General features: G+C 42.6%; 17 protein-coding genes. 1 reads left to right on the top strand and 16 read right to left on the bottom strand.

All coding sequences use genetic code 11. The features are described 5' to 3' along the window. The 5 genes from HXT26_RS01210 to HXT26_RS01190 form a co-directional block, all read right to left on the bottom strand. Entirely contained in the window at positions 1–1,791 is a 1,791-nt protein-coding gene (locus HXT26_RS01210; RefSeq protein ID WP_422112031.1) for a D-alanyl-D-alanine carboxypeptidase, read from the bottom strand. A gap of 74 nt (positions 1,792–1,865) precedes the next feature. Continuing rightward, positions 1,866–3,518, bottom strand: a complete 1,653-nt coding sequence (locus HXT26_RS01205; RefSeq protein WP_162861590.1) for a hypothetical protein — start codon at positions 3,516–3,518, stop codon at positions 1,866–1,868. Positions 3,519–3,532: 14 nt separating this feature from the next. Beyond that, a complete protein-coding gene (locus HXT26_RS01200) occupies positions 3,533–4,420 on the bottom strand; it encodes an ABC transporter ATP-binding protein (RefSeq protein WP_422112030.1) in 888 nt (295 codons plus the stop codon). A gap of 508 nt (positions 4,421–4,928) precedes the next feature. Continuing rightward, positions 4,929–6,155 (bottom strand): glycosyltransferase family 2 protein, encoded by a 1,227-nt coding sequence (locus HXT26_RS01195; RefSeq protein ID WP_032835541.1) that lies wholly within the window; start codon positions 6,153–6,155, stop codon positions 4,929–4,931. Next, positions 6,152–7,741, bottom strand: coding sequence for an AI-2E family transporter (locus HXT26_RS01190; RefSeq protein WP_004107301.1), 1,590 nt, complete (start codon positions 7,739–7,741; stop codon positions 6,152–6,154). Before HXT26_RS01190 ends, HXT26_RS01195 begins: the two co-directional genes overlap by 4 nt. A 191-nt stretch (positions 7,742–7,932) precedes the next feature. On the opposite strand from HXT26_RS01190, the gene glnA reads away from it, so the two are divergent. Next, entirely contained in the window at positions 7,933–9,369 is a 1,437-nt protein-coding gene (gene glnA, locus HXT26_RS01185; RefSeq protein ID WP_004107300.1) for a type I glutamate--ammonia ligase, read from the top strand. Positions 9,370–9,690: 321 nt separating this feature from the next. On the opposite strand, the gene HXT26_RS01180 is transcribed toward glnA, so the two are convergent. The 11 genes from HXT26_RS01180 to HXT26_RS01130 form a co-directional block, all read right to left on the bottom strand. Further along, positions 9,691–10,332, bottom strand: a complete 642-nt coding sequence (locus tag HXT26_RS01180; protein WP_004107298.1) for an ABC transporter ATP-binding protein — start codon at positions 10,330–10,332, stop codon at positions 9,691–9,693. A gap of 105 nt (positions 10,333–10,437) precedes the next feature. Continuing rightward, positions 10,438–11,760: an ABC transporter permease gene (locus HXT26_RS01175; protein ID WP_064340204.1), complete on the bottom strand. Its 1,323-nt coding sequence runs from the start codon at positions 11,758–11,760 to the stop codon at positions 10,438–10,440. A 74-nt stretch (positions 11,761–11,834) separates the two neighbouring features. Further along, a complete protein-coding gene (locus HXT26_RS01170) occupies positions 11,835–13,205 on the bottom strand; it encodes an ABC transporter permease (RefSeq protein ID WP_004118695.1) in 1,371 nt (456 codons plus the stop codon). A 229-nt stretch (positions 13,206–13,434) separates the two neighbouring features. After that, a complete protein-coding gene (locus HXT26_RS01165; RefSeq protein WP_174191606.1) occupies positions 13,435–14,826 on the bottom strand; it encodes a zinc ribbon domain-containing protein in 1,392 nt (463 codons plus the stop codon). A gap of 75 nt (positions 14,827–14,901) precedes the next feature. Continuing rightward, a complete protein-coding gene (locus tag HXT26_RS01160; RefSeq protein WP_004107291.1) occupies positions 14,902–16,158 on the bottom strand; it encodes a zinc ribbon domain-containing protein in 1,257 nt (418 codons plus the stop codon). Positions 16,159–16,422: 264 nt separating this feature from the next. Next, entirely contained in the window at positions 16,423–17,076 is a 654-nt protein-coding gene (locus HXT26_RS01155; protein WP_004107289.1) for a peptide deformylase, read from the bottom strand. 176 nt (positions 17,077–17,252) lie between these two features. After that, a complete protein-coding gene (glmM, locus tag HXT26_RS01150; RefSeq protein ID WP_112928885.1) occupies positions 17,253–18,680 on the bottom strand; it encodes a phosphoglucosamine mutase in 1,428 nt (475 codons plus the stop codon). A gap of 585 nt (positions 18,681–19,265) precedes the next feature. Then, positions 19,266–21,881, bottom strand: coding sequence for an aminopeptidase N (gene pepN / locus HXT26_RS01145; RefSeq protein WP_422112029.1), 2,616 nt, complete (start codon positions 21,879–21,881; stop codon positions 19,266–19,268). A gap of 106 nt (positions 21,882–21,987) precedes the next feature. Then, the gene (locus HXT26_RS01140) at positions 21,988–24,015 is read right to left on the bottom strand and encodes a ribonuclease J (RefSeq protein ID WP_422112028.1); all 2,028 of its coding nucleotides are present in this window, start codon (positions 24,013–24,015) and stop codon (positions 21,988–21,990) included. Between the two features lie 206 nt (positions 24,016–24,221). Continuing rightward, the gene (locus HXT26_RS01135; RefSeq protein WP_004107275.1) at positions 24,222–25,616 is read right to left on the bottom strand and encodes an MFS transporter; all 1,395 of its coding nucleotides are present in this window, start codon (positions 25,614–25,616) and stop codon (positions 24,222–24,224) included. A gap of 60 nt (positions 25,617–25,676) precedes the next feature. Then, complete coding sequence (locus tag HXT26_RS01130; protein WP_004107272.1) at positions 25,677–26,363, bottom strand: GNAT family N-acetyltransferase; 687 nt, start codon at positions 26,361–26,363, stop codon at positions 25,677–25,679. Positions 26,364–26,483: the final 120 nt, after the last annotated feature.

The following is a 26,483-nucleotide window of genomic DNA, read 5'->3' as shown; positions in this document are numbered from 1 at the left end:
TCATAGTTTTGGCAATTCTGCCATAAACTTATTAATCGCTACGAATGCTCCCCAAATATCAGCTGGCTGGTTCGCAACAACAGCGAAAGTTAGCACTCCACCACTTTTCCTAGATACATTACCAACCATAGAAGTAACTTCACTTAAAGAACCAGTCTTTACGCGAAGCATACCGGCAGATGATTCATCCGCTAAACGCTTTCTTGCTGTTCCAACTAAACCAGGAAGAGACAATCCTTCAGCAGCTGCAGCACCTCCAGAATCGGCTTTAATATTAAGCACTTGTACTTGAGCTAGCGTTGTTGCGCGCAACCTTGATTTTGGAGACAAGCCTGAGCAATCAGACATATGCAAACCACGTATATCGATATTGAGCTTGCGTAATCCTTCTTTTACCGCCTGAACTGCACCCTCCGGAGAGTTGGATTTGTGAGTTGCAAGCGCAGTCAAACGACCAAACTCTTCCGCCAATGTATTGTCTGAAATACGAAGCGTATATGCCATTATTTCGTTTAAAGGTGCAGAAGAAACTTGTGCAATTAAACGCGAATTAGATGATATTAACGATTTAGTTTCGCTTACTGGTATTACAAAATTTTCAGATTGTGCAGATTTATTTTCATTTTCAGAATCTTTGTTATTTTCAGAAGAATCATCTGCAGACGAGTCTGAACCGGAATTTTTTTCGTCAGAAGTGGTTTTATTAGAATAATTACTTATAACTATTCCCTGTTTGCTTAATAATTTAGCAAAAACACGACCGACACTTAAAGCAGGATGAGGATCAGAAAGCGGAAAATCTGTCATAGCATCAGCGTCAACACCTTGCACTGAAAGGTCACGCTGACGAGCATCATCTATAGCCAAAGATGACGTTTGAGCATAAAAGCGTCGTTCAACATCTGTTTCATAAATCAAATCAGGAGCACGTTTTGCGCCAAACAATGAGTCATCAACAGCTAAAGAAACTGTGCGAATATTTTCAAGTTTCAAAGCGTTGGCTGTTCTTCTCGCTAATGTCGTTAAGCCTGCTCTGCCATTAACATGGTTCCAATCGTTTTCTCCAACGCCAAGAAGCATGTCACCATTGCCGCGAAGCACAAGCTTTCTAGCATTCGCACTAGAAGCTCGTTCTGGTTCACCGCCTGTTTTAGGCAACAAAAATACTTGAGTATCAAGAGTTGAACCCATGTCAAGAGTGCGAGAAGCCACGCTAGCAGTTAAAGTTTTAAGCGTTGATGCTGGCTCTCTTAAAGCATTTGGCTCATGTGAAGCAACTACTCGCCCATTAGCATCCATAATTACTGCTGAAGTGCTGCTACTCATAGAAGCATCGGAAACCAACTCGTCAATAAGTTTTTGAGCTTGCGAATGATTTATTTCTTTACCATAAGTCACGCCTTTAGCTAGTGAATTAACTCGCAAAAGTGATTTAGGAGAAGAAACAGTTACAGCATAATGTTGTTTTCGTAACGTCAAAGGACCGGGAAGAATATCGTATACGTCAAGCAAAAAATAAGTAAAAATAATTGCTGCACTAACTATAACTGCTATAAATGCAATAAGTAATCGCCAACGAGAAGGATATTGGCTTCTTAAAACCATAGCAGCGTATTTACTTTTCTTCTGTGTGCTACTTGGTTTAGATTCACTACTTGCTTTAGGCTCGATACTTGGTTTAGGTTTAATACTTGGTTTAGGTTTAATACTTTTGTTGGGTTCGCCGCTTTGCGTTGGCGTGCTCGCATTAGGAGTATTTAAGGCATCGTTTGAGCCTTTACTACTTTCCATGCGAGCACACCTTTAAATCGATTGCAAATACCGCGCTTAACTATACATTGCGCTTGCAACAAAGCGTGCATAAGTTACGCAGTAATCGACGCAAATCTGCGCAAGTTTTCTACAATGCGAATCATGCGCTTATCCATCACTTTGCCGCCAAGAATTACGCCAACAACCAACACAACAAATCCGTTTACTACGAACAGAATGCATGCAATCCACAAAAGATTCGTGTTAATAGCCAAAAACGTCATAGCTGCAGCAATAGACGGAATCATGCATACTGCAGAAAGAAGCGAAAAACCTATTGGAGCAAAAGATCTAGCGCCTGCAGAACCTTGCGGCCTAGAAAATGGCTTTTCGATTGACGCTACAGGGTACATTGCTATGCACGAAGAAATTAAGCCAATGCCTATGGTCGCAAAAGCTACTCCAATTGGAGAAAGAGTTTGGAACATAACTGCATTCATATTTTGCTTAACATTTGCTACAAAGAAAAGGAAAGCGTAAACCCCTATTCCAAGAATTGCAAAGTACACAGCGCAAATCACGGACCAAACTATTGCGTGCGCTAAACGATCGTGCAAACCTTTTACTCCAATAATCGCGTGCATAGTAAAAGCTGTGCCATCGTATGCAATATTGTTTCCAACAACCATGCCCATAAGCAAAGCAGCATACATAAGCCAGCTAGAAACGCCTATGTCCTGTGCTATAGAACCAAATCCTTTAGCATTAAAACTAGTTCCTCCTGCAACTATCAGAATAAAAAGCGGCGTAAGAAGCAAAAATAGTTGACGCATATCTCTTCTCATAACGCTAATAATTCGCGCAATAATCGCACCAACTGTGTTGTCTGGAACTGCTGCAAAGAAGCCGATTCCCTTAGTTTTAACAACTGTTTTTTGCTCACCGCGAAGTAGCTTTGGCTCTAATTTTGCGCAAAATACAGAGATTGCAAAGCAAGCAGCAATCGTTAGTACGCAAATAAAGAAGCGAATAACAAGCGCAAGCCAATTGCCATTAATGGCGTCAAGAGGCAAAGCCATAGCAGCACTTAATGGAGTAAAAGCGGACGCAGAGCAAAAACCTAAGCCAAACACAATTCCTCTTGGACTTTTGTTACCAATATTCATAGTGGAAACAAAAATCATATACGCTACGAAAATAGCAAAGTAAAAAATGTTTCTTGAACGCTTGTTTATTAAAATAGTATCCAAAAGCTCAATAAGCATTTTGCTTAAAGACACGATTGTTGCAACGTAAAGCGGAGCTGCAATTACGCTTACTAAAACCGGCACAATCCCAAAGTTTCTGTACGCTAAAGACCACAAAGCAAGCGCGATTGTGCAGCTTATAGAAAGCGCTCCAAAAAGGGAGCCAAGAAGCATACCAGCTTGCTGCTTTACGTAGGGAATGCCGTAAAGCGCAAAACTACGCGACTTTAGTGTTGTGTCACTGCCGAACATAAATAGGTTTATAAACAGCGTAAAAATTGACACAATCGACGCAACCATTATTGGAGCGAACTGAAATTCCTGCCAATTTTTAGTATCTGCAAGCATTCCTGGATTAAGATACTTTCCTGCTTGCCAGCCCGCAAAACCAAGAGCGCATATAATCGCAAGTCCAAAAACAATGACTATACCAAAGCCGATTTTTTGCCAAATCGACTTTCGCATAACGGAAAAAGTAAGCGCCCAGCGAAGGCGAACCATGGTAAAAATCATAGACATTACGGCCATCCTTATTAGGCATTGAGATTAGCAGACTCGGTAGAAGCGACAGCAGCGTTATCAGACTTGCCGCCGTTAAGCCAGTCGATTCGCGCAGCTGCGTGACGTCCACCAACAAGCTCCATAAAGCGATCTTCAAGATCTTTGCCCTGAGCCACTTCTGCAAGAGTGCCAGAAGCTGCAACATGACCTTCGTTAATAATCGCCACGTGCGAGCACATTTTTTCAACCAATTCCATAACGTGCGAAGAAATAATAACCGTACCGCCAGTAGAAACATACTCGGCGAGAATATCCTTCAAATTTGCGCTAGAAACAGGGTCCACTGCCTCAAAAGGCTCATCGAGCACAAGTACGCGAGGGCTATGGATCATAGCTGTTGCAAGGCAAATCTTCTTAGTCATACCAGTTGAATAGTCAGAAACCATGGTGTTTGCAGCTTCTGTTAAGTCGAAAGCAGAAAGCAAGTCGTTCGCGCGCTTTACGGATTCCGCGCGACTCATATCGCGAAGCATGCCAGCGTAAGTTAAAAGCTGCAAACCAGTAATTGTCTTAAAAATCTCATCTGCTTGAGGCATTAAACCGATTGCGCGCTTAGCACTATTTACATCGCTCCAAACGTTATTGCCAAAGATCGAAGCTGAGCCAGCATCCGGCATAAGCAAGCCCGTAAGCATTTTAATCGTAGTGGTTTTGCCGGCACCGTTCGGACCTACCAATCCGTAGAAAGAGCCTGCTGGAATGCTCAACGAAAGATTATCTACAGCAACTTTCTTGCCAAAAGTCTTAACAAATCCGCGAATAGAAACCGCTGGAACATCTTCGTTAGTAGCGTCGTAAGTGTTTGCGCCAAAAACTGGAACGCTGCCAGACATATTTGCAGATGGAACAGAATCTACCATAGAAACCTCGCAACATACAGATAAACGCACGCATTGCGCCACATTATGCGCAATTGCACGTTTACACCAGGACTTCTTATTATCTCACACCCGCAATCTTTGCGCAATCGCAACGCCATCAGCCGCCGCACTCACCACCCCAAATCCTCCTACCATCACACCAGATCACTGTTCCGTACGCTACCTTCACTGTACTAATATTCGTGTGGTAGAGATTTGAGATTTTTCGCACTGAGCGCGGCGAACGTCAGAGCCGCAGGCTGCTGATTCGCCAAGCGAAGAAGAAAAATCGAAAAATCTCTGCGATAAAACGAGGTTATTAATGGTTAGCACGCAGAGTTTGGGGGATTTCTCTACGAGCGCTAAAAGAGGACTGATGGAGCAACATTCTTTAAAGAAAGGCGAACACAATAAACGCCTTTAACAGTCAAAGCGACTGAAGGACGGGACGCGCGAGGAGAAAAATCCCCCAAAACTCGCTCCACACTATAGAATTTCATTCTTTCACTCAGCGACCGGTATGCTGAATCGGCTTCCACTCGCTCTTTGAGAAAATAGCTTGGAACGCAATAGGCACGTACGAAAGCATAAAAATCGGGAAGCTAAGAGCGTACGCAAACAGCTCCTTATTCGTGGCCCCAAGCTTATCGTGTTCAACCAAAATAGTGAGTGACACAAATATCATCATGCCTAAAACGCTTGTAACAGTAGTGGTAATGAAATTAATCATTGAAGAAATTTGACTCATCCATGTTACGAATCCAAATGCGGCAAAAATAAAACCAAGTATTATTCTTGCAACAGCCAAAACCATAAACGGGAAAAGCATAAGCGTAAAATCAACCGACGAAAAATCTCTTTCGCGAATACCATGTCGAATAAGAGCTGCTCCATAGTAACGAAATACTTGCAAGAATCCCTTGCTCCAACGAAGACGCTGCCTCCAGCTCTGCCTAAACGACACAGGCTGTTCGTCATATAATACTGCAGAACCGCAATATCCAACTTTGTCTCCGTGAAGAATAGCGTCCATAGTGAATTCAAGATCCTCAGTAAGAAGATGGAATTTCCATCCGCTATTTCTGTGCATAATCTCACGCGAGAACATGAATCCAGTTCCACCAGCATGGCAACTCGAACCGAATAGCATTCGAGAGTTGTTAGTAAATCGCGATTCTCGAATAAACCAAAGTGCAGAGCCGGAAGAAACCCAATTATCTGAAAGATTCACGGAATTACGGTAGCTAGTTAAAATTTGATATCCTGCGTGGAAACCTTTATTCATTTCCTCAAAATAATGCGGATCAAGTTTATTGTCTGCATCGAAAACAAAGTACGCGTCATAAACTTTATCCGCACCAATTTTCATAATATGATCGAGGAGATAGCTGAGCGCATAACCTTTACCAATATGCTCTTTATCAAAACGTTCAATTACGTTGCATCCGCAATTGCGACCAACTTGCGCAGTAGAATCAGTGCAATTATCTGCAACAAGCCAAATATCAATAAAATCTTGTCTATATGTTTGAGTTTGAATGCAATGAATAAGATTACCTATAACAGCTTCCTCATTGCGCGCAGAAATAAGCACAGCATAATGCTTATCCATTGGCGCTTCAGGAAAAACAATAGGCTTAGCGAATAAAGATGCAACGGCACAAACACCTTGATACACAACACCGCTTATGCCAATAAGTATTACTAGTACATCAAATATTGATAGAAGAATCATCGCTTCCATCCGCTCCGTGGATTATTTTTTACGTTACTTTTACTATTTTTTGTATTTTTTGTATTGTTTACTATTTTAGACTCGCCTACTTGCAATTTTGCTTTAGGAGAATCCTTATTTTCAGAATCTACTTTACGCTTTGCAATATCTTTATTTACGGCATCTAATATTTCGCGCGAAATTGGCATTGTTGCCAATACATCAGTTTGATCAGAATCGTTAGAGGAAACTTTGCTACTATTCGCATCGTCAGAATCTGACACATAAGCTTGCTTATACCAATATAAAATATCCTCGTTCAGAGAAATGCGAGAGCTTGTGCCTTTCATTACACGATGAACACTTTCACTCATTGGATTCATGAACTTACGGCCAATCGCCTCAACGCAACGAACAATAATAGAAGTGTGATCAGGGTGAGGATCGTTCATAAGCGGAGAAGAAACTAAACTATATTGCTTCGTGCATACTCTAAAAATTGCTTGCAAACTTGCAGTCACAGGCAAAGCCAAAAATGCTCCAAGAGCACCAAATACAGCGCCCATTACAAGAACTGAAATAAAAGCTACTGCAGGATTCAGATCCATAGTCTTTTCGGAAATCTTCGGCGAAATAACCATGTTCTCAATTTGCTGATAAATCGTAATAAAAATTAATGTTGCAACAGCCGCACCAAAACCATTGGAACCCCACGCAACCAAGATAGGCAAAGCTCCACCCAAATAGCCACCAATTGTAGGCACAAACTGCGAAACAATTCCGCAGAATAAGGATAGCGGAAGCCAATACGGTATATTCATCACAATAAGGAAAATTGCGGTACCCACTGCGTTAATCGCTGCCAAAATAATTCGCGAAAATAAGAAGCTCGAAATCTGCTCTTGAACAACTGACCAAATAAATAGGAAACGACGCTGAGCTTGCGGATTCATCCAACGGCACATGCTACGACGCATAGCCGGACCTGCTGCAGAAATGTAATACGTAACCATAATAATGGTAAGCAAATCAAGCAGAACAGTCATCAATCCCCATGTTGTGTTAAGTGCTTGGCCAGCAAAATCAACAACCCAAGATGTTTGCACATGCTTCAAAATTTCCATGCCAAGCTGCTCAATATTAGGCATTTTAAAACCGGTATAGTGAAGCACAAAATTTGCAAATTGATTGTATAAATCAGGCAAGCCCATAACCATTGAAACAACCTGCTGAGCAAATAAATTACCAAACAAAGCAAGTAGCAAGCTAATTACAACAAGCAAGCCCGTTAGCGTAAAGCCAGAAGCAACTCCTCGCCTCCAACCATGCTTAATTAACCGAACAACAAGCGGTTCCATTGCGAGCGCAATAAAAATAGAAATCACAACATCGAAAACAATGAATGAAATGCTATTCCAAGCGAACCATAGGAAGATGGACACAAAAGTAACAATTGCAACGTAAATAAGTGCACGACCTAGCCAATCTGGCGGCCTTCTATCATCGCCTTTGGCTGGGAAAAGTGAAGCTAAATCTAGCTTATTTTCACTTTCCTTAATATGCTCATGCATCTTATGTTCATGCATTTCTTGCTCTTGGTAATTCATAGGTACTATTGTAACTGCGCGAACTGATGAATGCGAATTAGCGGCATGTAGTATTGATTTATTCGCATCTACGCAACTACACGTAACATTATGTAACACAAACGTAACGAGATATTCGAGTCGCTGAAATCCAAAATGGCATTCATAGTCATAAACTCATTACTGGGTTTTTTAAGAAAGGAATGGTGGCCATGACCACTTTGCAAACTAAAGAAGATGCCGCAGCCCTTATTGAAAAGGAAGGCATTGAATACGTATCCGTACGATTTACTGATTTAATTGGCGTTCAGCAGCACTTTACTGTTCCTGCTGACGAGTTCTTGCACAGTGCTTTCACTGATGGAATGGCGTTCGATGGTTCTTCAATGCAGGGCTTCCAGGCTATTAACGAATCAGATATGAAGCTTATTCCAGATGTTGACACTGCTTATATTGACCCATTCCGTAAGCATAAGACTCTGAATGTTGCTTTCTCTATTGTTGACCCTGTAACAGATGAGCCATATTCTAGGGATCCTCGTCAGGTCGCTATTAAAGCAGAGTCCTATTTGAAGTCAACTGGCATTGCTGACACTGCAAGCTTTGCCCCTGAAGCTGAGTTCTTCATCTTTGATAAGGTGCGTTTTGCTAACGACATGCAACGCTCCTTCTATGAGGTTGATTCTAACGAAGCTCCTTGGAATTCTGGCATCGACACTGAGGATGACGGCAGCAACAATATTGGTTTCAAGAATCGCGTAAAGCACGGCTACTTCCCTGTGCCACCAGTAGATCACAATCAGGATTTGCGCGATGACATGGTTTGCAATTTGCAAAAGGTCGGCTTGATTCTTGAGCGTTCTCACCACGAAGTCGGCGGCGCAGGTCAGCAGGAAATCAACTACCGTTACAATACGCTTGTTCATGCTGGCGATGATTTGATGAAGTACAAGTATGTGGTTCATGAAACTGCTGCTTTAGCTGGTAAGGCTGCAACATTTATGCCAAAGCCAATTGCTGGAGATAACGGCACCGGCATGCACTGCCATCAGTCGCTTTGGAAGGATGGCAAGCCATTGTTCTATGCGGAAACTGGCTACGCTCAACTTTCTGATATTGCACGTTGGTACATTGGCGGCTTGATTAAGCACGCTTCTTCTGTGCTTGCATTTACGAATCCTTCGCTTAACTCTTACCATCGCTTGGTTCCAGGATACGAAGCTCCAGTCAACTTGGTTTACTCTGCTCGTAACCGTTCTGCAGCTATTCGTATTCCTCTTGCTGGTACGGAACCTGCTGCTAAGCGAATTGAGTTCCGTGCACCGGATCCTTCATGCAACCCATTCTTAGCATTCTCCGCTCAGCTTATGGCAGGTTTGGATGGTGTTGTTAACCATATTGAGCCTCCTGCCCCTGTTGATAAAGATTTGTACGAGCTTCCTCCAGAGGAGCATGACGGCATTAAGCAAGTTCCTTCTTCACTTGGTGAGGCTTTGCAAGCTTTGGAAGAGGATCACGACTTCCTTATGCAAGGCGACGTATTTACTAGCGACTTGATTGAAACTTGGCTGAATTTGAAGCATGAGGAAATGGATATGGCGCGCTTGGCTCCAACTCCACTCGAGTATGAGCTTTACTTCCACATCTGATTTGTAGTTAAGTTCTTCTAGCCAATAAGCCGGCTCTACGATTTCGCAGAGTCGGCTTATTGTTTGGCGCGACGACCTGCTTGAGCGCTGCGATTTAGCGCGCGAAGGCAACTCGGAGCGGAAACTCGCTTAAGTTGGAAGTCCAGTGGACTTCCAACGCGAGTTTCGTAAGCGAGCGCAATCTGCGCCATTAACGAAAAAACGGAAACATGCGTTACGCGCGCAGCACGACGACTGCACGCGTGTCCGAATAACAGGATTAAGAGACCATAACGCAGCGCGCCAACTGCACGAGTGTCCGAAACTCGCCGGTTCGTGCGCTCAAGCAGATTGTCGCGTTAGCTGTTTATTTTTTAGCACGTATTTTACATCAGCTTGAGATGCGACCTTCGAATCATGAGTAACAACAATCACACATTTGCCATGCTCTCTAGCAGCTTTTTTTAATATTGCAATAACTTCTTTAGTTGTTGCAGGGTCAAGACTTCCAGTAGGCTCATCAGCTAAAATTACCGGCGCAGAAGATACTAAAGCTCGTCCAATTGCAACACGCTGCTGTTGACCACCAGAAAGTTTAGTGACGTTACGATTTGCTTCTTCTTCAGTTAACCCAAGATCTATTAGCACTTGAACATCAGCATGTGAATTTACTAATCGCAAATTTTCTAATGGCGTCAAATAGTCAATAAGATTAAAATTCTGGAAAACAAGTGAAATATGTTTTTTGCGATGCTCAACATATCCTGTTTTTGCAATATCCTCACCATTGAACAATACTTCACCTTTATAAGGAGTATCTAATCCAGCTAAAAGTGAGAGCATAGTAGACTTTCCTGCTCCAGAAGCTCCCATGATACTGTACATTTTGCCAATTTCGAAATCTGCATTCACGTCATTTAGTACCGCAATATTTGCAGGTCCGTAAGTGTACTTCACATTTTTTAATTGCAATAAAGCCGACATAATAAGCTCCTTATTTTTACATAATTTAAATATGATTTATACGATTTGTTCCATTTATGCGATTGCGCTTTTAGTAGAAAATTCGCATACGCAACTACATTTCTGCTAACTCATGGCACTCAGTATTTTCCGAGGCTTCTTTATTAATATTGGCAGCACTGCAACAAGTAATGCGACTATTGAAATAAGCAAACCAATAACAAAAGCAGCAAGAGTTTGCAGCAATGGCAATACTGGCATACCATCCGCAATAAATGACGAATCAGCACTATGCAAAATCGCAGAACCAATAACGCCAGAAAAAGCAGCACCGAAGCCTAACGAAATGACGAATGACACAATGTTGAGTATCGCTATTTCAACAAGCAATTGACTAACTATTATTGCTCTAGATAATCCGATAGACATAAGTACGCCAATCTCGTGCATACGTCCTCTAACCCAGAACACTAATACAAGTCCAAGCACTAAAATACCAACAAAACTTAGTGCCACAAAAATCATTCGCACAAGTTGTTGCACAGAGTTAACCGAGCTTATTACATCAGACAATTGCGAAGCATTCTGCTCTACATCTGCCCACTTGCCAGCAATACTTTTAGCCTCCCGTATTGCACTAGCTAATAAATCAGAACGCTCAACAACACAACGCAAAACACTTCGATTAGAAGAACCCGCCAAAGACAACGCAGAACTTAAGTCAGTAAATATGCGGTTTTCTGACGTATCCGAAGGAAGCGCTCCTTTAGTTTGCAATTTGCCGGCAAAAATGCCAACAACGCGAACTTTTACATTAAACCCTTGCTTAAGAATTATAGTAGAACCAATCTTAAGATTATTCTTCTTAGCAAAATCACGATGCACTATTGCTCTACCAGAAGAACGATTAGTAATATGCTCACCCTGTTCTAAACGGTACAATCCTTCTTGAAAACCTTGAGATAATCGAGAATCTGTTGTGCCAGTAATTCCGGCAGCATGAGCCAAAACATCATCGTCTAGTCTTGGACCCTGCGCAGGAAGCACAAGTTGCTTTCCAACAGGCACAGCTAAAACATCGCGCTCTTCCACTACAGTTTTTACGCTCGAAATCGCAGCAAATTTACGAATTTGACTAGAGTCAATTCCTTCATTTGCGCCCAAATCTTGAGGAATTGAGGAACTAGATGTAGCAGTAGCAGAATTAGAATTTGCATTACTTTGCTCTGGAAGAGTTTCACCTCGAGTTTTTGCTCGTACAGTAAAACCTAAGCCAATACTGGATTGAATACGATCCCTAGCACCCTCAACAGAAGCACTGATACCAGCTTGTGAAACTAGCGCACTTAAAACAAGAGTCATAATCAGCACAATTATTGCGTTACGTCGAGGTTTGCGCAATATTGCAAGTTTCGCTCGAGCACATAAAGAAATTACTTCACCATTCATAATGTTACTCACTAACTTTTCAAATAACTTTCATACGACGAATTATGAAAACTATGCCGCCAAACAGCATAGTTCTACTTTTGCAATCCGAGGAGCTCACGAGGAGATTTGCATATAATTGGCAAATAAGACAACACAACTGCAATAACGATTACTGCACCAACAATTGTAGAAACTCCGACAAAACACTGAGCGTCTACTTGTACGCTAAGTGTTTCCAAAGTTTTTGTTGCCAAAGTTGATTCAAGATTTCCACCAGCTTGACCCATATTACTCAATTCACGGGCGGCTGATGATTGCACAGAGCCAAGAGCAACATTAGCCATCAACGGAGCTATAACTTTTGCAAAAAGGTAACCCACAATCAACGAAGGTATTGAAATAAGCACAATCTCAGCAAGATATTGACCAACTATAGATAATTTGCCAGTGCCAATTGCAACAAACACACCAATTTCATTACGTCGCTCATTCATCCACAGCAAAAGCACTAATGCCAAAGCAATAATAGCGAATGATACAACAGCAATTGTTGTAACAGTCATTATTGAGCGCACTCCCTTTGCTGCTTTCAACAAACCAGAAACGAACTGATCGTCACGAGTTAGTTGATAGTTTTGCAAATCAATAGGCAATTTCGCAGCTTGAGACATAATATTATCCGCATCCTCGCCGCGCTTTATTCTAAAACTTGCATCCTGATATATTTCTTTTCCAGGCTTATATTTGTATAATTCGCGAGTAGTTTGCAAATCCGTATACACGGTATTAGCTGTCAATTCCGCCCTAGTTGCGACTTGACGCTTATTTGCACCGGCATAAATTCCAACAATACGAGTTTTTACTGTTGCTGTTGATTGTTGAATATTGTCAGCATCGTAAGGATTAGCGCGAAGTGTAAGAGTATCTCCTACATGTAATCCGTTAGCTTTAGCGAGATCTTCATGAATTAGTGATGCATGAACGTTGTTAGCAATAAGATGCTTGCCTTTAGACATAGTTATTGCTTTTGTTTTAAAAGTATTTAAACCAGTAGAGTCATTCGTTCCTTCAATATTAACGGCATTCCCAAACTGCTGTTCACGCTTATTGTCATACTCTTGTACGCCTGGAATTCTTGCCGCTTTAGCATTAACTAAATCCGCTGTTACATTTTGTCGAACAACGTAGGAAGCAATTCCATTTAACTTTGCAATTGCCTGTACATCTTTAGGTTTTACAGTTCCAGCTCCTCTAGGAGTTCCAGGGTTTATTTGAGGGTTATTTGCGAGCACAAAACTAGACTCTGCTTGCGCTTCAACTTTTTCTCCTTCTCTACCTGCAGCATTTGAAACTGCAGAAGTAGAAAATAACAATGTCGAAATAAGAAATACAATAATGAAAACTATTGCTGTTTTTATTCGTTTCCTCAGAATGTAGCGTATTGCACGAGAGATAAACGTCATCGACTACCTTTCTTCATTGAAAATTGCTTGTATATCAACCTTTAAATATACGGACTACCAGTATAACATATCCATACTGAAAAATGCGTTTAGTGTCATACTTTACAATGCGCAAATCTACCAGTGCGCAAATCTACGCTATAAAAAATTCCCCTCTGCAAAACAAATTGTAGAGGGAAACTTTTATTCGTATTTAATGCGCCTTTAAATTTTGCACATTTCGTTAGGTTTAGTCTTGGTTAAAATCTATTACTAGCTTATTATCTTTAATACTAAACTTTCCATAAACATAACCACTATTTCTAGTGTGCGAGTCTCTCCAGTCACTATCATCATCGTCCTTATAGCGATAAGTAATGTCTACACCAACCTCATCGCTCTGAAAAGTTCCTGACGACATGTTAACTTGATCCAACATAGGAGTGCTATTAACACTACGCTTAATATTGTCATATTTATAGCTGGTATAGTAACTAAAGCTTGCAAATCTACAACTCTCTGGAACATCAGTTTCAGTTGACGCTACACATTTATCGACATGCTTTTGAATAGCCTTAGTAAGCTCATCCTTTAATGTTTCTGTAGCTTCTAACTCTAAACTTGCAGATTCCGAACTATCTTTTTCGCTAATTGACGCGTCAGCAGAATTTGTGGTCCACAGTTGCGAACTTTTTGCAGATTCAATATGGTAAGCACCAGGATACACTGGAAGTCTATATTCTGTAGCTGATGTATATACTGAATAACCGTATTCTGAACTGTAGCTTTCACCGTCATATTTCGGCGATTTTTTGAGAGTAGACAAATTTATTTCAGAATCATTAACTTTTATTTTATCAACTTCATTTGGCACAGTTATGGTAATGTGACCAAATGGTGGATATTGAACTTTATAAGAGTCAAAGAATAGCCACTGTTTGCCAGCTGGTACAAGGCTTATTACTGCCGAAGCATCACTATTGCCAATTTTGTAAGAAAGCTTAAATGAATTGTATGGGCCACTATCAACACTCATGTAAGACATATGATTCTTGGAAGCTCTGCCTATTGCGCTTGTAAGTAAGGCACGATAATTTTCTGGAACTTTAGAAGAAGACCAATCTGTCATATTGTTAGCTTCATCAAAATTGCCTTCTTGCAAAGACTTCACATAACGTTGAATTGTTGCTTGTGGAGAATACACATTCTGTTGAATAACTGTATAACCTATACCAAGAACCACAATAACAATGCCAATTACAATAAGCATAATTTTTGTGCTGTGTTTCATAGGCGTGCTTCTCACAACATTACCTGCTACGAAATTAGGATTAAACGAATCAGGAGCATAATATTCTGTAGGCTGATTTTGCGAATAATCCTGCTGATTATAGTACTGTTGATTTGAATAATCCTGCTGTTCATAAGTATTTTGACTGCTATAAACAGGCTGAGGATAAGCTTGCGTGTTCTGCTGAATGAACTGCGTTTGTTGTACATCGTTCATTTGATTTTGCTGATATTGAGCACTTTGCATTGGCTGATAACTTGAATTAGCTTGCTGCGGCACAAGACTAGCTCCACAAGATGAGCATACTATAGCTCCATAAGCATTTTGACTGTTGCAATATGGACAATTCATATATTTCTCTCCGTATATTTTTACAAAATAAGCCTAGCAGACAAGACTGCTAGGCTTATGACTTATTAGATATATTTACTTAAATAAATTAGCTAGGTCTTGTGCTTTATTCATAAGATTATTCGAAGGAACCAAGGAATTAACCATAGCAGTATTGATTGCAGCAACGATAAATATTGCAACAATTCCAATCAAGATAAAGATAACCCACATCCACTCACGATCAAGCTTACCCTTGTAGTGTGCAGTTGCCATAAACGATACAGGAATGAGCATCAATAATACCAAGTAAAGTGTGTGCAAAGACATAGATGGAACTTGCAAAACAGCACTAGGATTATTCATTAACAATGAGATGTCTGAATTGCTGTAGATTATAGATGCAACTAAAGAATCACTGCCTTCTACTTTTCCTTTAAAGTAATTCATAACAGGAATAGATGGAGCAATGAAAGTCAAAATCACTGAAACAATTTGCAAGCCTAAAAGCGGTACGAGTTTCTGAGCAAAAAGAACGTGAAGCTGAGCTGGCGAAACCTCTTCACCAAACATCTTCATGCCAAGCAAAGCTACACCGTATACAGCGTATACGGTAATCATTCCAATAACAAACTTATAGAAGAATAGTGTAAAAGGCACACCAGGAGTTTGCTGTCCAGCGAACTTAGATACAAGTTCCAAAGCAGTGCTATTAGAAGCATTGTAGAAAGAAAGCGAAGAGAAATATGCTTGGAAACCAAACAGCAAACCAGAAATCACAGAAATTAAAACTGCGTAAATATTAGATACGCGATACCTCTGAGAAGGATTCTTAAGAGCAGTTACTAACCAACGGAAGAAGTTCATCATCTGTTCAGCATTAAGCTGGTTTGAAATTTGGCTATAGTGCGAAACGCCTGGAGTATTTGGGCGATTCTGCATACCCGGCATTCCTGGCTGAGCTGGCATACCCTGCTGAGCATATGGATAGCCTGGACGTTGCATATTTGGCATACCCTGCTGAGGCATACCCTGCTGAGGCATTCCTGGCTGAGCTGGCATACCCTGCTGAGGCATACTAGGACGCGCAAACTGAGGAGCATGCTGCGCAATAGGCTGAGCAGGCGCCGGCTGAGCTGGTGTAGGCTGAACATGCACTTGCTGAACAGGCACTGGCTGAGCTGGAGCATGTTGAACAGGTACTGACTGAACAGGTGCCGGCTGAGCAGGTGTTGGCTGAACAGGTGCCGGCTGAACGGGTGCCGGCTGAGCAGCCTCAAACTTGTTACCACAACCCTTGCAGAATTTTGCAGTATCAATATTCTGGGTACCGCATTGAGCGCAAACTTTCACTCGTCTCTCCTTTGTTAATGGAACAGATCCCATAAATTTGCTAACCGAAAAATGTTTAACAAACCACTTGCGCTCAATTCTATTACTAAAAGCACACAAAACAAACCAGACGTAACAAAAAAGTGCTTGTTTGAAACAAAAAATTCTATAAACACGACATAAATCAGTAAAAAATACGACGCAAAAATAGAAAAACAGAAAAATATAGTCAGTATCTATTAATCAAAAACAAAATCAAATTAATAAATAAATTGACAATAAAACCTAGATAGCAAATCCCAAAGTGCGAGCCGCCGCCACTGGAACTGCTTCATCTGCCCAATAATCCTCAAGGTTCTCATCAGTGGAAAGTGAACGCATTTCTGCACGATCAATATAAAGTTCACCACGAAGATGATCTGTTTCGTGCTGGAAAATACGCGCAGGCCAACCATGCAAACGCTCGGAATGTTGTTTGCCGTCCTCATCCTGCCAAGTAGCCTGAATATCAAGCCAACGTTGACGTACAGCCTGATAGCCGGAAACGCTTAAACAACCTTCATAAAAACTACGAGTTTGCGTACCAATAGGCTCATAATGAGGGTTAATAATAGCTCTAAACGGAAGCTCTGCGATGTCACGAGGATCATCCTCATCATCACGAACATGATCTTCAATAACAGCAATAGCAAGACCAAGACCAATTTGAGGAGCAGCTAAACCAACTCCCGGAGCTTCCAACATTGTGCTATGCATTAACGAAATTAGCTTAGTAAGAGTTGCACGTGTAAGCTGACCATCATACGCAACAGTACGCTGGCGAAGAACAGGCTCACCTGCCTGCACAATCGGCAAAATGCCGTCTTCTGTAGCGGAATCAAGCAAGCGCTCAACAGCGCGACTGAGCTTAGTATCAACACTTGCGTGATGCGTAAACATAGGACTCCTTTTCACCGTTTTAAATAACGCGCATAATAACGCGAAAATATACAAAATTTACATGCCGCGAGCAGAATTTGAAAGCAGCACTAAAGATATAAGTGTATCAAAATTATTTGCGCACTGCTAGAGCCGACTGAGATGTAAGCAAACAGAGAACGCAAAAGTAAGCAAACTTATAACTTCAGATTATCAACCACAACTTGAGCAAGACGAGCACAAACCTCATCCGCCTGAGTTTGAGTTGCAGCCTCGCACATAACGCGCACAAGAGGCTCGGTGCCGCTAGGACGCAAAAGCACGCGACCTGTATCTCCAAGAAGTTTCGATTCTTTCTCAACAGCTGCAAGCACAGCTGCGTTAGTTTTCGAAGCCATTTTATCTACATTTGGCACATTTACAAGAGCTTGCGGAAGCTGCGGGAAGTCTGCAGCCATTTGCGAAAGTTTCTTGCCTGAACGCACAACTTCACGGCACAAAGTCAAAGCAGTAAGCGTACCGTCGCCGGTGGTTGCAAATTCGCGATTAATAACGTGACCAGACTGCTCGCCGCCGAGCGAATAATCGTGCTTGAGCATTTCTTCAAGAACGTAGCGATCGCCAACGTTTGTTTGCACTGTTGCAATACCCATATCTTTAAGAGCAAGTTTTAAGCCAAGATTGCTCATAACTGTAACTACAAGAGTGTCATGATTAAGCTTGCCTTCAGCCTTTTTAGCGCGAGCAAGAATACCCATAATTTGATCGCCATTAACCATATTGCCGTTTTCATCGACAGCCAAGCAGCGGTCTGCGTCGCCATCAAACGCAACACCTAAATCAGCCTTAGAAGCTTTAACCATAGCTTGTAACTGCTCAGGATGAGTCGAGCCCGCATGATCGTTAATGTTGTAGCCGTCAGGAGATGCGTTAATAACTACAACTTCTGCACCAGCGCGGCGCAAAGCCTCAGGAGCAACAACAGAAGTAGCACCATTCGCGCAATCTGCTACAACACGCAAACCTGCAAGCGGCTTTGGGCGCGTAGTAGAAGCGTTACTTAAAGGCGCAACAGCAGAAACTAAATGATCAATATACAAGTTAGTAGCTGTAGTAGTATCATGGCTGACTCGACCTACACCAGCACCAGTTGGACGCTCCCAATCTTGACCAAGCACAGCCTCAATCTCATCTTCCTTGCTATCTGGAAGCTTAAAGCCTCCGCGCGCAAAGAATTTAATGCCGTTATCTGGCATAGGATTATGCGACGCAGAAATAACAGCACCCATTTCAACGTTAAGCACGGAAGTGAGGAAAGCAACGCCAGGAGTTGGGATAATTCCAGCATCGATAACATCAAAACCGCCAGCACTCATGCCAGCAGCGAGAGCAGAAGCTAGAAAATCGCCAGAAACGCGAGTATCTCTACCAATAAGCGCGCGGCGACGAGCGTGAGCGGAGCGAGAAGAAGTATCTGATGACGCTTCTTCTTCTGCAGCAGACGCAACCGCGCTTTTATCTCCCAAAACGCGCACTGCAGCGTCACCTAAATCTAACGCAAGTTGCGCTGTTAAATCGCGATTTGCTAATCCACGCACACCGTCTGTACCAAACATTCTTGGCATAATAAAGCCTCTTTCGCAAAAATCACTTCTCTTGCGCGCAAGCAAACAACATCGCATACTAGCGCGTCACACACTATCCGCAATTCTACTCACTGTTTCGCATAACGCGCTAGCGCAGCAAAGAAGCTTTGCAGTAATACTTCTGCGAACATCGATTACTTGTTGATTAGTGAACTTTAACATTCATGCTCTGCAGATATTGAATACTTATCCCCTAGTGGACACTAGCATTCGCGCTGCTGCACAAACTGCACCAGACTCTCCTACCACACCACAAAACACTAGCGTTTTTATCAGTAGTGAGGGGTGGGTGTTGCTTGGTCGAGCAATATAAAAGCGGAGCGATAGTAATAATCGTGATGATGAATAACTATTTCCGCAGAAAAAGTAAGCAAAAAACTAAACTTAACTACCTATCCACTAGTCCAAATGAGGTATAGGAGCGTAGCGCTGCGAGACAAGTAACCCCACCCCTCACAGCCACTCCAGAAAACTGCCAGCCAAGCACCACATTAAACAAAAAAACTCGCGCCACATTAAACAAGAACTTACTTGCTCAATGCAGCGCGAAAGCAGGACATCGCACTAGCGCAAAGAAGCGTTGTAATGCTGCACTTTAAGCGTGCGACGCGAAGAATCAAGGCTACCAAGCACCATGCGTCGCAAAGCCTGATCCGCATCAGCATGAGCCTCAAGCCACTTTTCACCGTGCTTAACCAGCTCCTCAACCGGCGCATACACAGGATACAAGCCCTCAATCAGAGCCTCAGCCATATGGAATGTGCGGTTCTTCCAAATCCACTCAACTTCAGCAAAGTAGCGCTCAACATAAGGCTTAACCAAATCGCCTTTAGCTGTGCTTGCAAAGCCGGCAACCACAGCACCCATTTGCATATTAGTTAAATCGAGATTACGCAAAGCCTGTTCGAAAGCCCAATCCTTAGCTTCTGCAGTTGAGCGAGCTGCACGAGCTTGGTAAGCATATTCGCGATTCTCGGTAGTATCGCGCTTAGCGAGTTCCGCGTCAATTCCAGCTTCGTCCAAAGCATTCACGCCTGCGAGCGCAATCAAAATGCTCCAGCGCAAGTCGTTGTCGATTTCCAAGCCTTCCAAGCGCACGGAACCGTCGAGCAAGCCGTTAGCTACGCGCAAGAACTCAGCATCTCCAACTTCGCCGTATCCAAGATAAGCCTTAACGAGCTGGAATTGCTCGTCGGAACCTGCAGAAGCTGCCAAAGCCAACTGCCACAATTCGTGAGCAACATGCTTTGCGACTTCTGCTTGACGCTCTGGGACAACGTAGTGGCTTGCAGTTACTTTCACTTGACCAAGAGCATAGCGGAAAGTAGTTGATTCGCGCTCAGTTGCCAAAGCTTTAAGGCTGAGTTCTACGAAGCGTTCTGCTGGGAATTCTGCGTCGCGAGTCATGTCCCACAACGCGAGCCAAATAAGTGAGCGAGTCAAAGAATCCTTGAAACGATACAAGTTTTCGGCAGCAAATTCAAGCGACTTTTCGTCAAAACGTAGCTTCGTGTAAGTCAAGTCGTCGTCGTTTACAAGGATAAGTGCTGGCATTTTTTCGCCGCGCGCCTCAACAACTTCCGTCACTTCGCCGTCTACGTCAAGTTCGATTCGCTTTGTGCGCTTAATTTCGCCAGTTGCTTCGTCTACATTGTAGAATCCAACAGCCAAACGGTGTGCGCGAAGAACAGGATGCTCAGCTGGCGCGCTCTGACGCAAACGCAAGGAAGCAATAGTGCCGTCACCTGCTTCTTCGACTTCGGTAGAAATCGTGTTAATTCCAGCCTTTTCAAGCCATTGAGCACTCCAAGCTTTAAGATCGCGGCCGCTTGTAAGCTCTAACTCGTGCAACAAATCGGCCAAAGTTGCGTTGCTGTATGCGTGCTTGCTCAAGTAGTTGTGAATTCCTTCAAAGAACTTTTCGCGACCAACATACGCTACGAGTTGCTTCAATACGGAAGCACCCTTTGCATAAGTGATGCCGTCGAAGTTGACGGAAGTGTCATTCAAATCGTTGATTGGAGCCACGATTGGGTGCGTTGTTGGAAGCTGATCTTGATTAAGTGCCCAGCTTTTTTCGCCGGAATTGAAAGTGCTCCAAGCGTCATGCCATTCGGTTGCTTCAGCAGTTGCAAGAGTAGAAGTGAATTCTGCGAAGGATTCGTTAAGCCACAAATCATTCCACCACTTCATGGTCACGTAGTCGCCGAACCACATGTGTGCAAGCTCATGCAAAACTGTTACAACGCGGCGCTCAGCATAAGCGTCCGTGACTTTGGATTCAAACACGTATTGATCGCGAATCGTAACCATACCAATGTTTTCCATAGCTCCAGCGTTATATTCTGGCACGTAAATCTGATCGTACTTTGCGTACGGATACGGCACTCCCCAAGTCTTAGCGTAGAAAGCAAAACCTTTCTTCGTAATATCGAACAAGTAGTCAACGTCTTTTGCAAAAGCGTCTTTAAGTGCCTGACGGCAGTACATTGCCATTGGCACTACGCGACCGTCTTCGTTGTCGTAAGTTGTGTGCCATTGCGCGTAAGGTCCTGCGCAAATAGCAGTTAAATAAGAGCTCATCTTTGGAGTTGACTCGAATACCCAGTGCTTCATGCCTTCTACAGCACCATTTTCCAAAGTGCCTGCTTCAGTTTCGCGGCCCTCTAACGCTGTTTCGCTTTTAATTGGCATGTTTGAAGTAACGATCCAGCTTTCTGGAGCATCAACCGTAAAATCAAAAACAGCTTTCAAATCTGGCTGATCAAATACAGCATAAACACGGCGAGCATCCGGCACTTCGAACTGAGTATATAAATACACGTTTCCGTCAGAAGGATCGACACTTCTGTGCAAACCCTCGCCCGTGTTGGAATACTGGCAGTTTGCTACAACTTCTACGGTATTATACTCAAGCAAATTTGCAAGCTCAATTCGGCTGTCTGCAAAAACTTTAGAAACGTCAAGATCGGTACCGTTTAACACCACGGATTCTACGCTGTTTGCAATTAAATCGAGGAAGCTTGCGCTACCAGCCTTAGCATCGAACTCAATCTTTGTGCGCGAAGTAAAATCGCGTCCGCCTTTTCCTAAATCGAGCGCAACATCGTAGTGAATTGGCATTTGGATAGCGTCGAAACGCTCTTGAGCTTCTACGCGAGTAAGATTTGCTCCTGGCATATTTTGTACCTTTCTTATTTTTTCTTATTTTTAATTATATTTACGATTATTTTCAGCTATTTACGAATAATCGCGAATATTTTTCTTTATTTTTGATTATTTTTCATTATTCTTGACTATTTTTTGCAATATCCGCAACTACCGGAACGAGCATAGGCTTCCTGCGTAAAGCGCGAGCCACCCAACTGCCCAATGTGCGTCGCATAATTTGCTGCAATTTATAAGTATCGTGCTCGCCGCGCATCATAGCATCTTGCAACTGTTCAACAATTTGATGACGAACCTTCTCAAAATCAGCCTCGTCTTCAGCAACAGCATTCAAGAAAATCTTTGGACCAGAAACCACGTCAGCGTGCTCTGTATCAACTACAACAAAGCTCGAAACGAAACCTTCCGTGCCCAAAATTCTGCGCTTTTCAAGCTCTTCATCTGTAAGCTCACCGACAGAATCACCATCAACATACACGTAACCGCATGGCACAGAACCAACAACTGCAGCATTGCCATGATACAAATCCACAACATCGCCGTCTTCAGCAAGCACAACGTTATTTGGATCAACGCCAGTTTTTACTGCAATCAATCCGTTTGCAACCAAGTGACGATGCTCACCATGAATTGGCATGGCGCACTTTGGCTTCACAATGTTGTACAAGTACAGCAACTCGCCTTCATTGCAATGACCAGACACGTGGATAGCAGCATTATCTTTGTTAATTACGCGCGCACCCAACTGCACAAGCTTATTAATAACTTTGTAAACCTCATGCTCATTGCCTGGAATAAGCGAACTTGCAAGAATAACAGTATCGAATTCGTTAACAGTAATATCTCGGTGACTGCCATCTGCAATACGCCCAAGCGCAGCCATAGGCTCACCTTGTGAACCAGTGCACATGTATACGAGCTTGTCATCCTGAATATCCTTCGCCTGTTTTAAGTCAACAACAGTATTTTCAGGAATATGCAAGTAGCCTAAATCCGCAGCAATTGACATATTGCGAACCATCGAGCGACCAACGAACACAACTTTGCGCCCAAACTTATGCGCAGCGTCAACCACTTGTTGCACGCGATGAACGTGACTTGAGAAGCTAGCAACAATAATTTTGCGCGTAGCTTCAGCAAAAGCGCGATCCAAAGCCGGACCAATCGAAGTTTCAGGCTTCACAAATCCTGGTACTTCAGCATTAGTGGAATCAGCCATAAGCAAATCTATGCCTTGCTCACCTAAACGCCCGAACTCAACTAAATCAGTAATGCGATGGTCAAGAGGAAGCTGGTCAAGTTTAATATCTCCAGTATCAATAAGCGTTCCGGTCGGAGTTTTTACGCACACAGCGAGCGCATCTGGAATAGAATGCGTAACAGTAATAAATTCAAGGTTAAACGGACCGACTTTCATCTTATCGCGACCTTCTACGCGAATAAGCTCCGGATCAATATGATGCTCTTTGCACTTAGCTTCCACAAAAGCAAGAGTTAGCTTTGAACCAATTAACGGAATGTCGGGACGCATTTTAAGAAGGTAAGGCACACCACCGATATGATCTTCGTGACCATGCGTTAAAACCAATGCCTCAACTTTGTCTAAGCGATCTTGAATGTAGTGAAAATCTGGGAGAATCAAATCAACGCCTGGCTGCTCTTCTTCTGGGAATAGCACACCACAATCGATAAGCAGAATATGACCGTTATATTCAATTACGTTCATATTGCGGCCGATTTCACCCAAACCACCAAGCGGTACGATTCGCATTGAGCCTTTACGATACTTTGGCGGCGCAATAAGCGCACCTTCTCTTTGATCGTTAACTACAGGAGGAAGAACATTTCCTGTTCTACGAGTTGATGACTTTGCGTTTTCTGTTTTAGTTTCTTTGTTGAATTTAGCTTTTTTAGTTGATTTAGTTTTAGCAGATTTTACATCTTTAGTAGATACTGATTTAGTTGAAGTATCAGAAGACATTTTTTTATTCACTTTTTTCACCGACTGTCGAATTTGCTTAGACGACGCAGAAGATTCTTGGTTATTAAGAGAACGCATATTATCAGCGTCAGATTGCAACGCATCGCGTACTACTTCAGCAAGAATTTCCTCAGTACGTTCATCATATTCTATTTTCATATTCATCTCACTACATCTTGCGATATTGCGCACTTCTTTCTAGTGTACCGTTAGGACTCAACTCAGCTTTTGTTACTGAAACGGCAAAAACTTTACAGCGGCGTAAAGAAACTGCCGTCCCCTAGCCAAAAAGCGGCAGAAACTTTACACAGCTGTAAAATTTCGGTCGGATTAAAGCGAAAAAACGGCAGAAACTTTACACGCGTGCGCAGTTAATGTCGCTTTTTAAGCACCATTACAATAAACCAGCCGAACGTTGCGATAGGTATAGCTGCCATTGTTGAAATCCACGGAACCATCATTCCGGCATGCGAATTCCACGAGTCTATTGCAGCTCCAGCAGCCATCGAACCTAAAGAACAGCCGACAGCAGACGCAGTTGGTAGCCATGAAAGACCTTCCGTAAGCGATTCTTCAGGGACAGTTGCTTTAACGATAAGATTTCCAGTAGCAAAAATTGGCGAAACGCATAAGCCGGAAAGCACTTCAAAAACGCTCATAAGCATAAGTCTGTCAATATTAAGACTCATAAGCACAAATCCAACAGTTAAACCAGTCAAAAATACGATCAAATGCGACCAATTAGAACCGCGGAATTTATGCGATCCAAAAATAATCGCTCCCACAAGCGAACCGCATGCAAACAATGCCAGCTGCATACCAATAAAATGATCAAGTCCTTGAGCTTTCATTGCAGCTGTTACAGACACGTCAAATGCACTAAAACTCATATTAAACACAACAAACATGAGCACTAGCGGGATAATACCGCGGTAAAGCAGCACGTTTTTGCCACGCTTTTTTGAGTGATGATTGTGCAATTGCTTAAGACTAAATTTGTCTGCAAATGAGCGTTTCGGTTCTTGCTTTTGAGATTCCGCATAATCTTTAGAAATTTCATCTTCTTTTTGAGAAGCGATTAATACATCAACGTCTTCAGCTGCAGCAGTTGGAACTTCCACTACTTTAAGCACAGCAGGTTGAGTATTTTTTAGAGAAAAGAACCAAGCTCCGCCCAATCCACTTGCAAATACTGGCACGAATAATTGCGAAACAGGATGCACAGAAGTTGCTAACCACGCAGCTAAAATAGGTCCTAATATAAACACAATTTCATCGATACCAGATTCCAACGCATAAGCAACGTTTAATAAAGAATCGTCATCTTCTGCACGCAATGTATAAGCCCAACGAGTACGCACCAACGCGCCAAAAGCAAACTGAGTTACGCCCATCACAATTGCTAGCACAAAAAGCAAAACAAGAGGAACCTTAAATAACGCTGCACATGCAAAAGAAATCATAGCGATTACTTGTGCACTTAGCGCAATAACTCCAACTTTACGCTGACCAAAACGGTCGAAAAGTTTAGCATACACAGGAGTTACCGCAGCCTGTGCAAGCACATACGACGCAGACATTGCTCCAGCAATAGTCCAGTTGTTATACAAATGGTTTAATGCAAGAACAATCCCCAACGCAATCATAGACATCGGCAAACGCGCAATCGCGCCTGCTACACAAAACGCTTTAGCTCCATTAAATGAAAATAATCTAGAATATTGAGAAAATACCGATGCTTTCTTAGTTGCCGTTTGCGACGACATATATTTCTTTGCTCCTTTTGTCAAGCAAGTCACGCACGTTATACATTTGCATATTTTTTATTAGCACGTTTTAGAACGAGCATTCGCTTGCTTTGAACGAACTCTCGGCTCACCTGAGTAAATATACAAGTCATCCACCAAAGATTTCACGTTCTTAGCTTCATAAGGATGATCCGAACGCATAAAAGAAGCATCTCTTCTAAGCCCGTGATAATCATAAAAGCTTACGTCGCACGCTGAATCAGTATGCAAATAGTAACGATTTACGCCATTATTTCTTAGCATATGCATTGTTCGCTTCCACAAGCCTCCACCGACACCATGCCCACGAGCATCCGGAGATACAAGGAAAAGCTCCAATTCCGCTTGAGTTAAATTATTAATATGAGATTTTGCTTCAAGTTTAGTTTCCAACGCGCGCATGCCATACGCTTCTTCTAAAGCGAGAGCATAGTTTTTGTCACAATTTTCTTTCATTGCGGCTTCTTGCTCGCGAAGCATTCTCCCTACTTCTGGAAATAAAACAGGTGCGCCAAAAACTCGCGCCAAAAGCAGACCCATAAACTTACCGTCTACTTCAGCAATAGTACCATGCGTTGAAGGTTCCAAGTAATGCAACACACATCTTCGAGAAAGACTTAACGAAGCATCTTTCCCAACTTCTTGCGCAATACCCCAAGTACGTTCATATTCTTTAACCATTGCATCAATATCGCTGAGTTTTACAGAACGAAATTCAACAGTCATGATTCTTCCTTACTTCATACTCAAATCGATGTTGTGCGTATGCCCGCCCACACACACTGCACGAGGAATCTGCACGTTTTCGAAGTGATGCACGATGCGTTTCAATCGCGGCGCAAAATA

It is taken from the genome of Gardnerella sp. DNF00497B, from assembly GCF_049262725.1.
Classification (GTDB): Bacteria; Actinomycetota; Actinomycetes; order Actinomycetales; family Bifidobacteriaceae; genus Bifidobacterium; species Bifidobacterium leopoldii.
The sequence above is the reverse complement of the archived record's forward strand: the minus strand, read 5'-3'. Positions and strand labels throughout refer to the sequence as shown.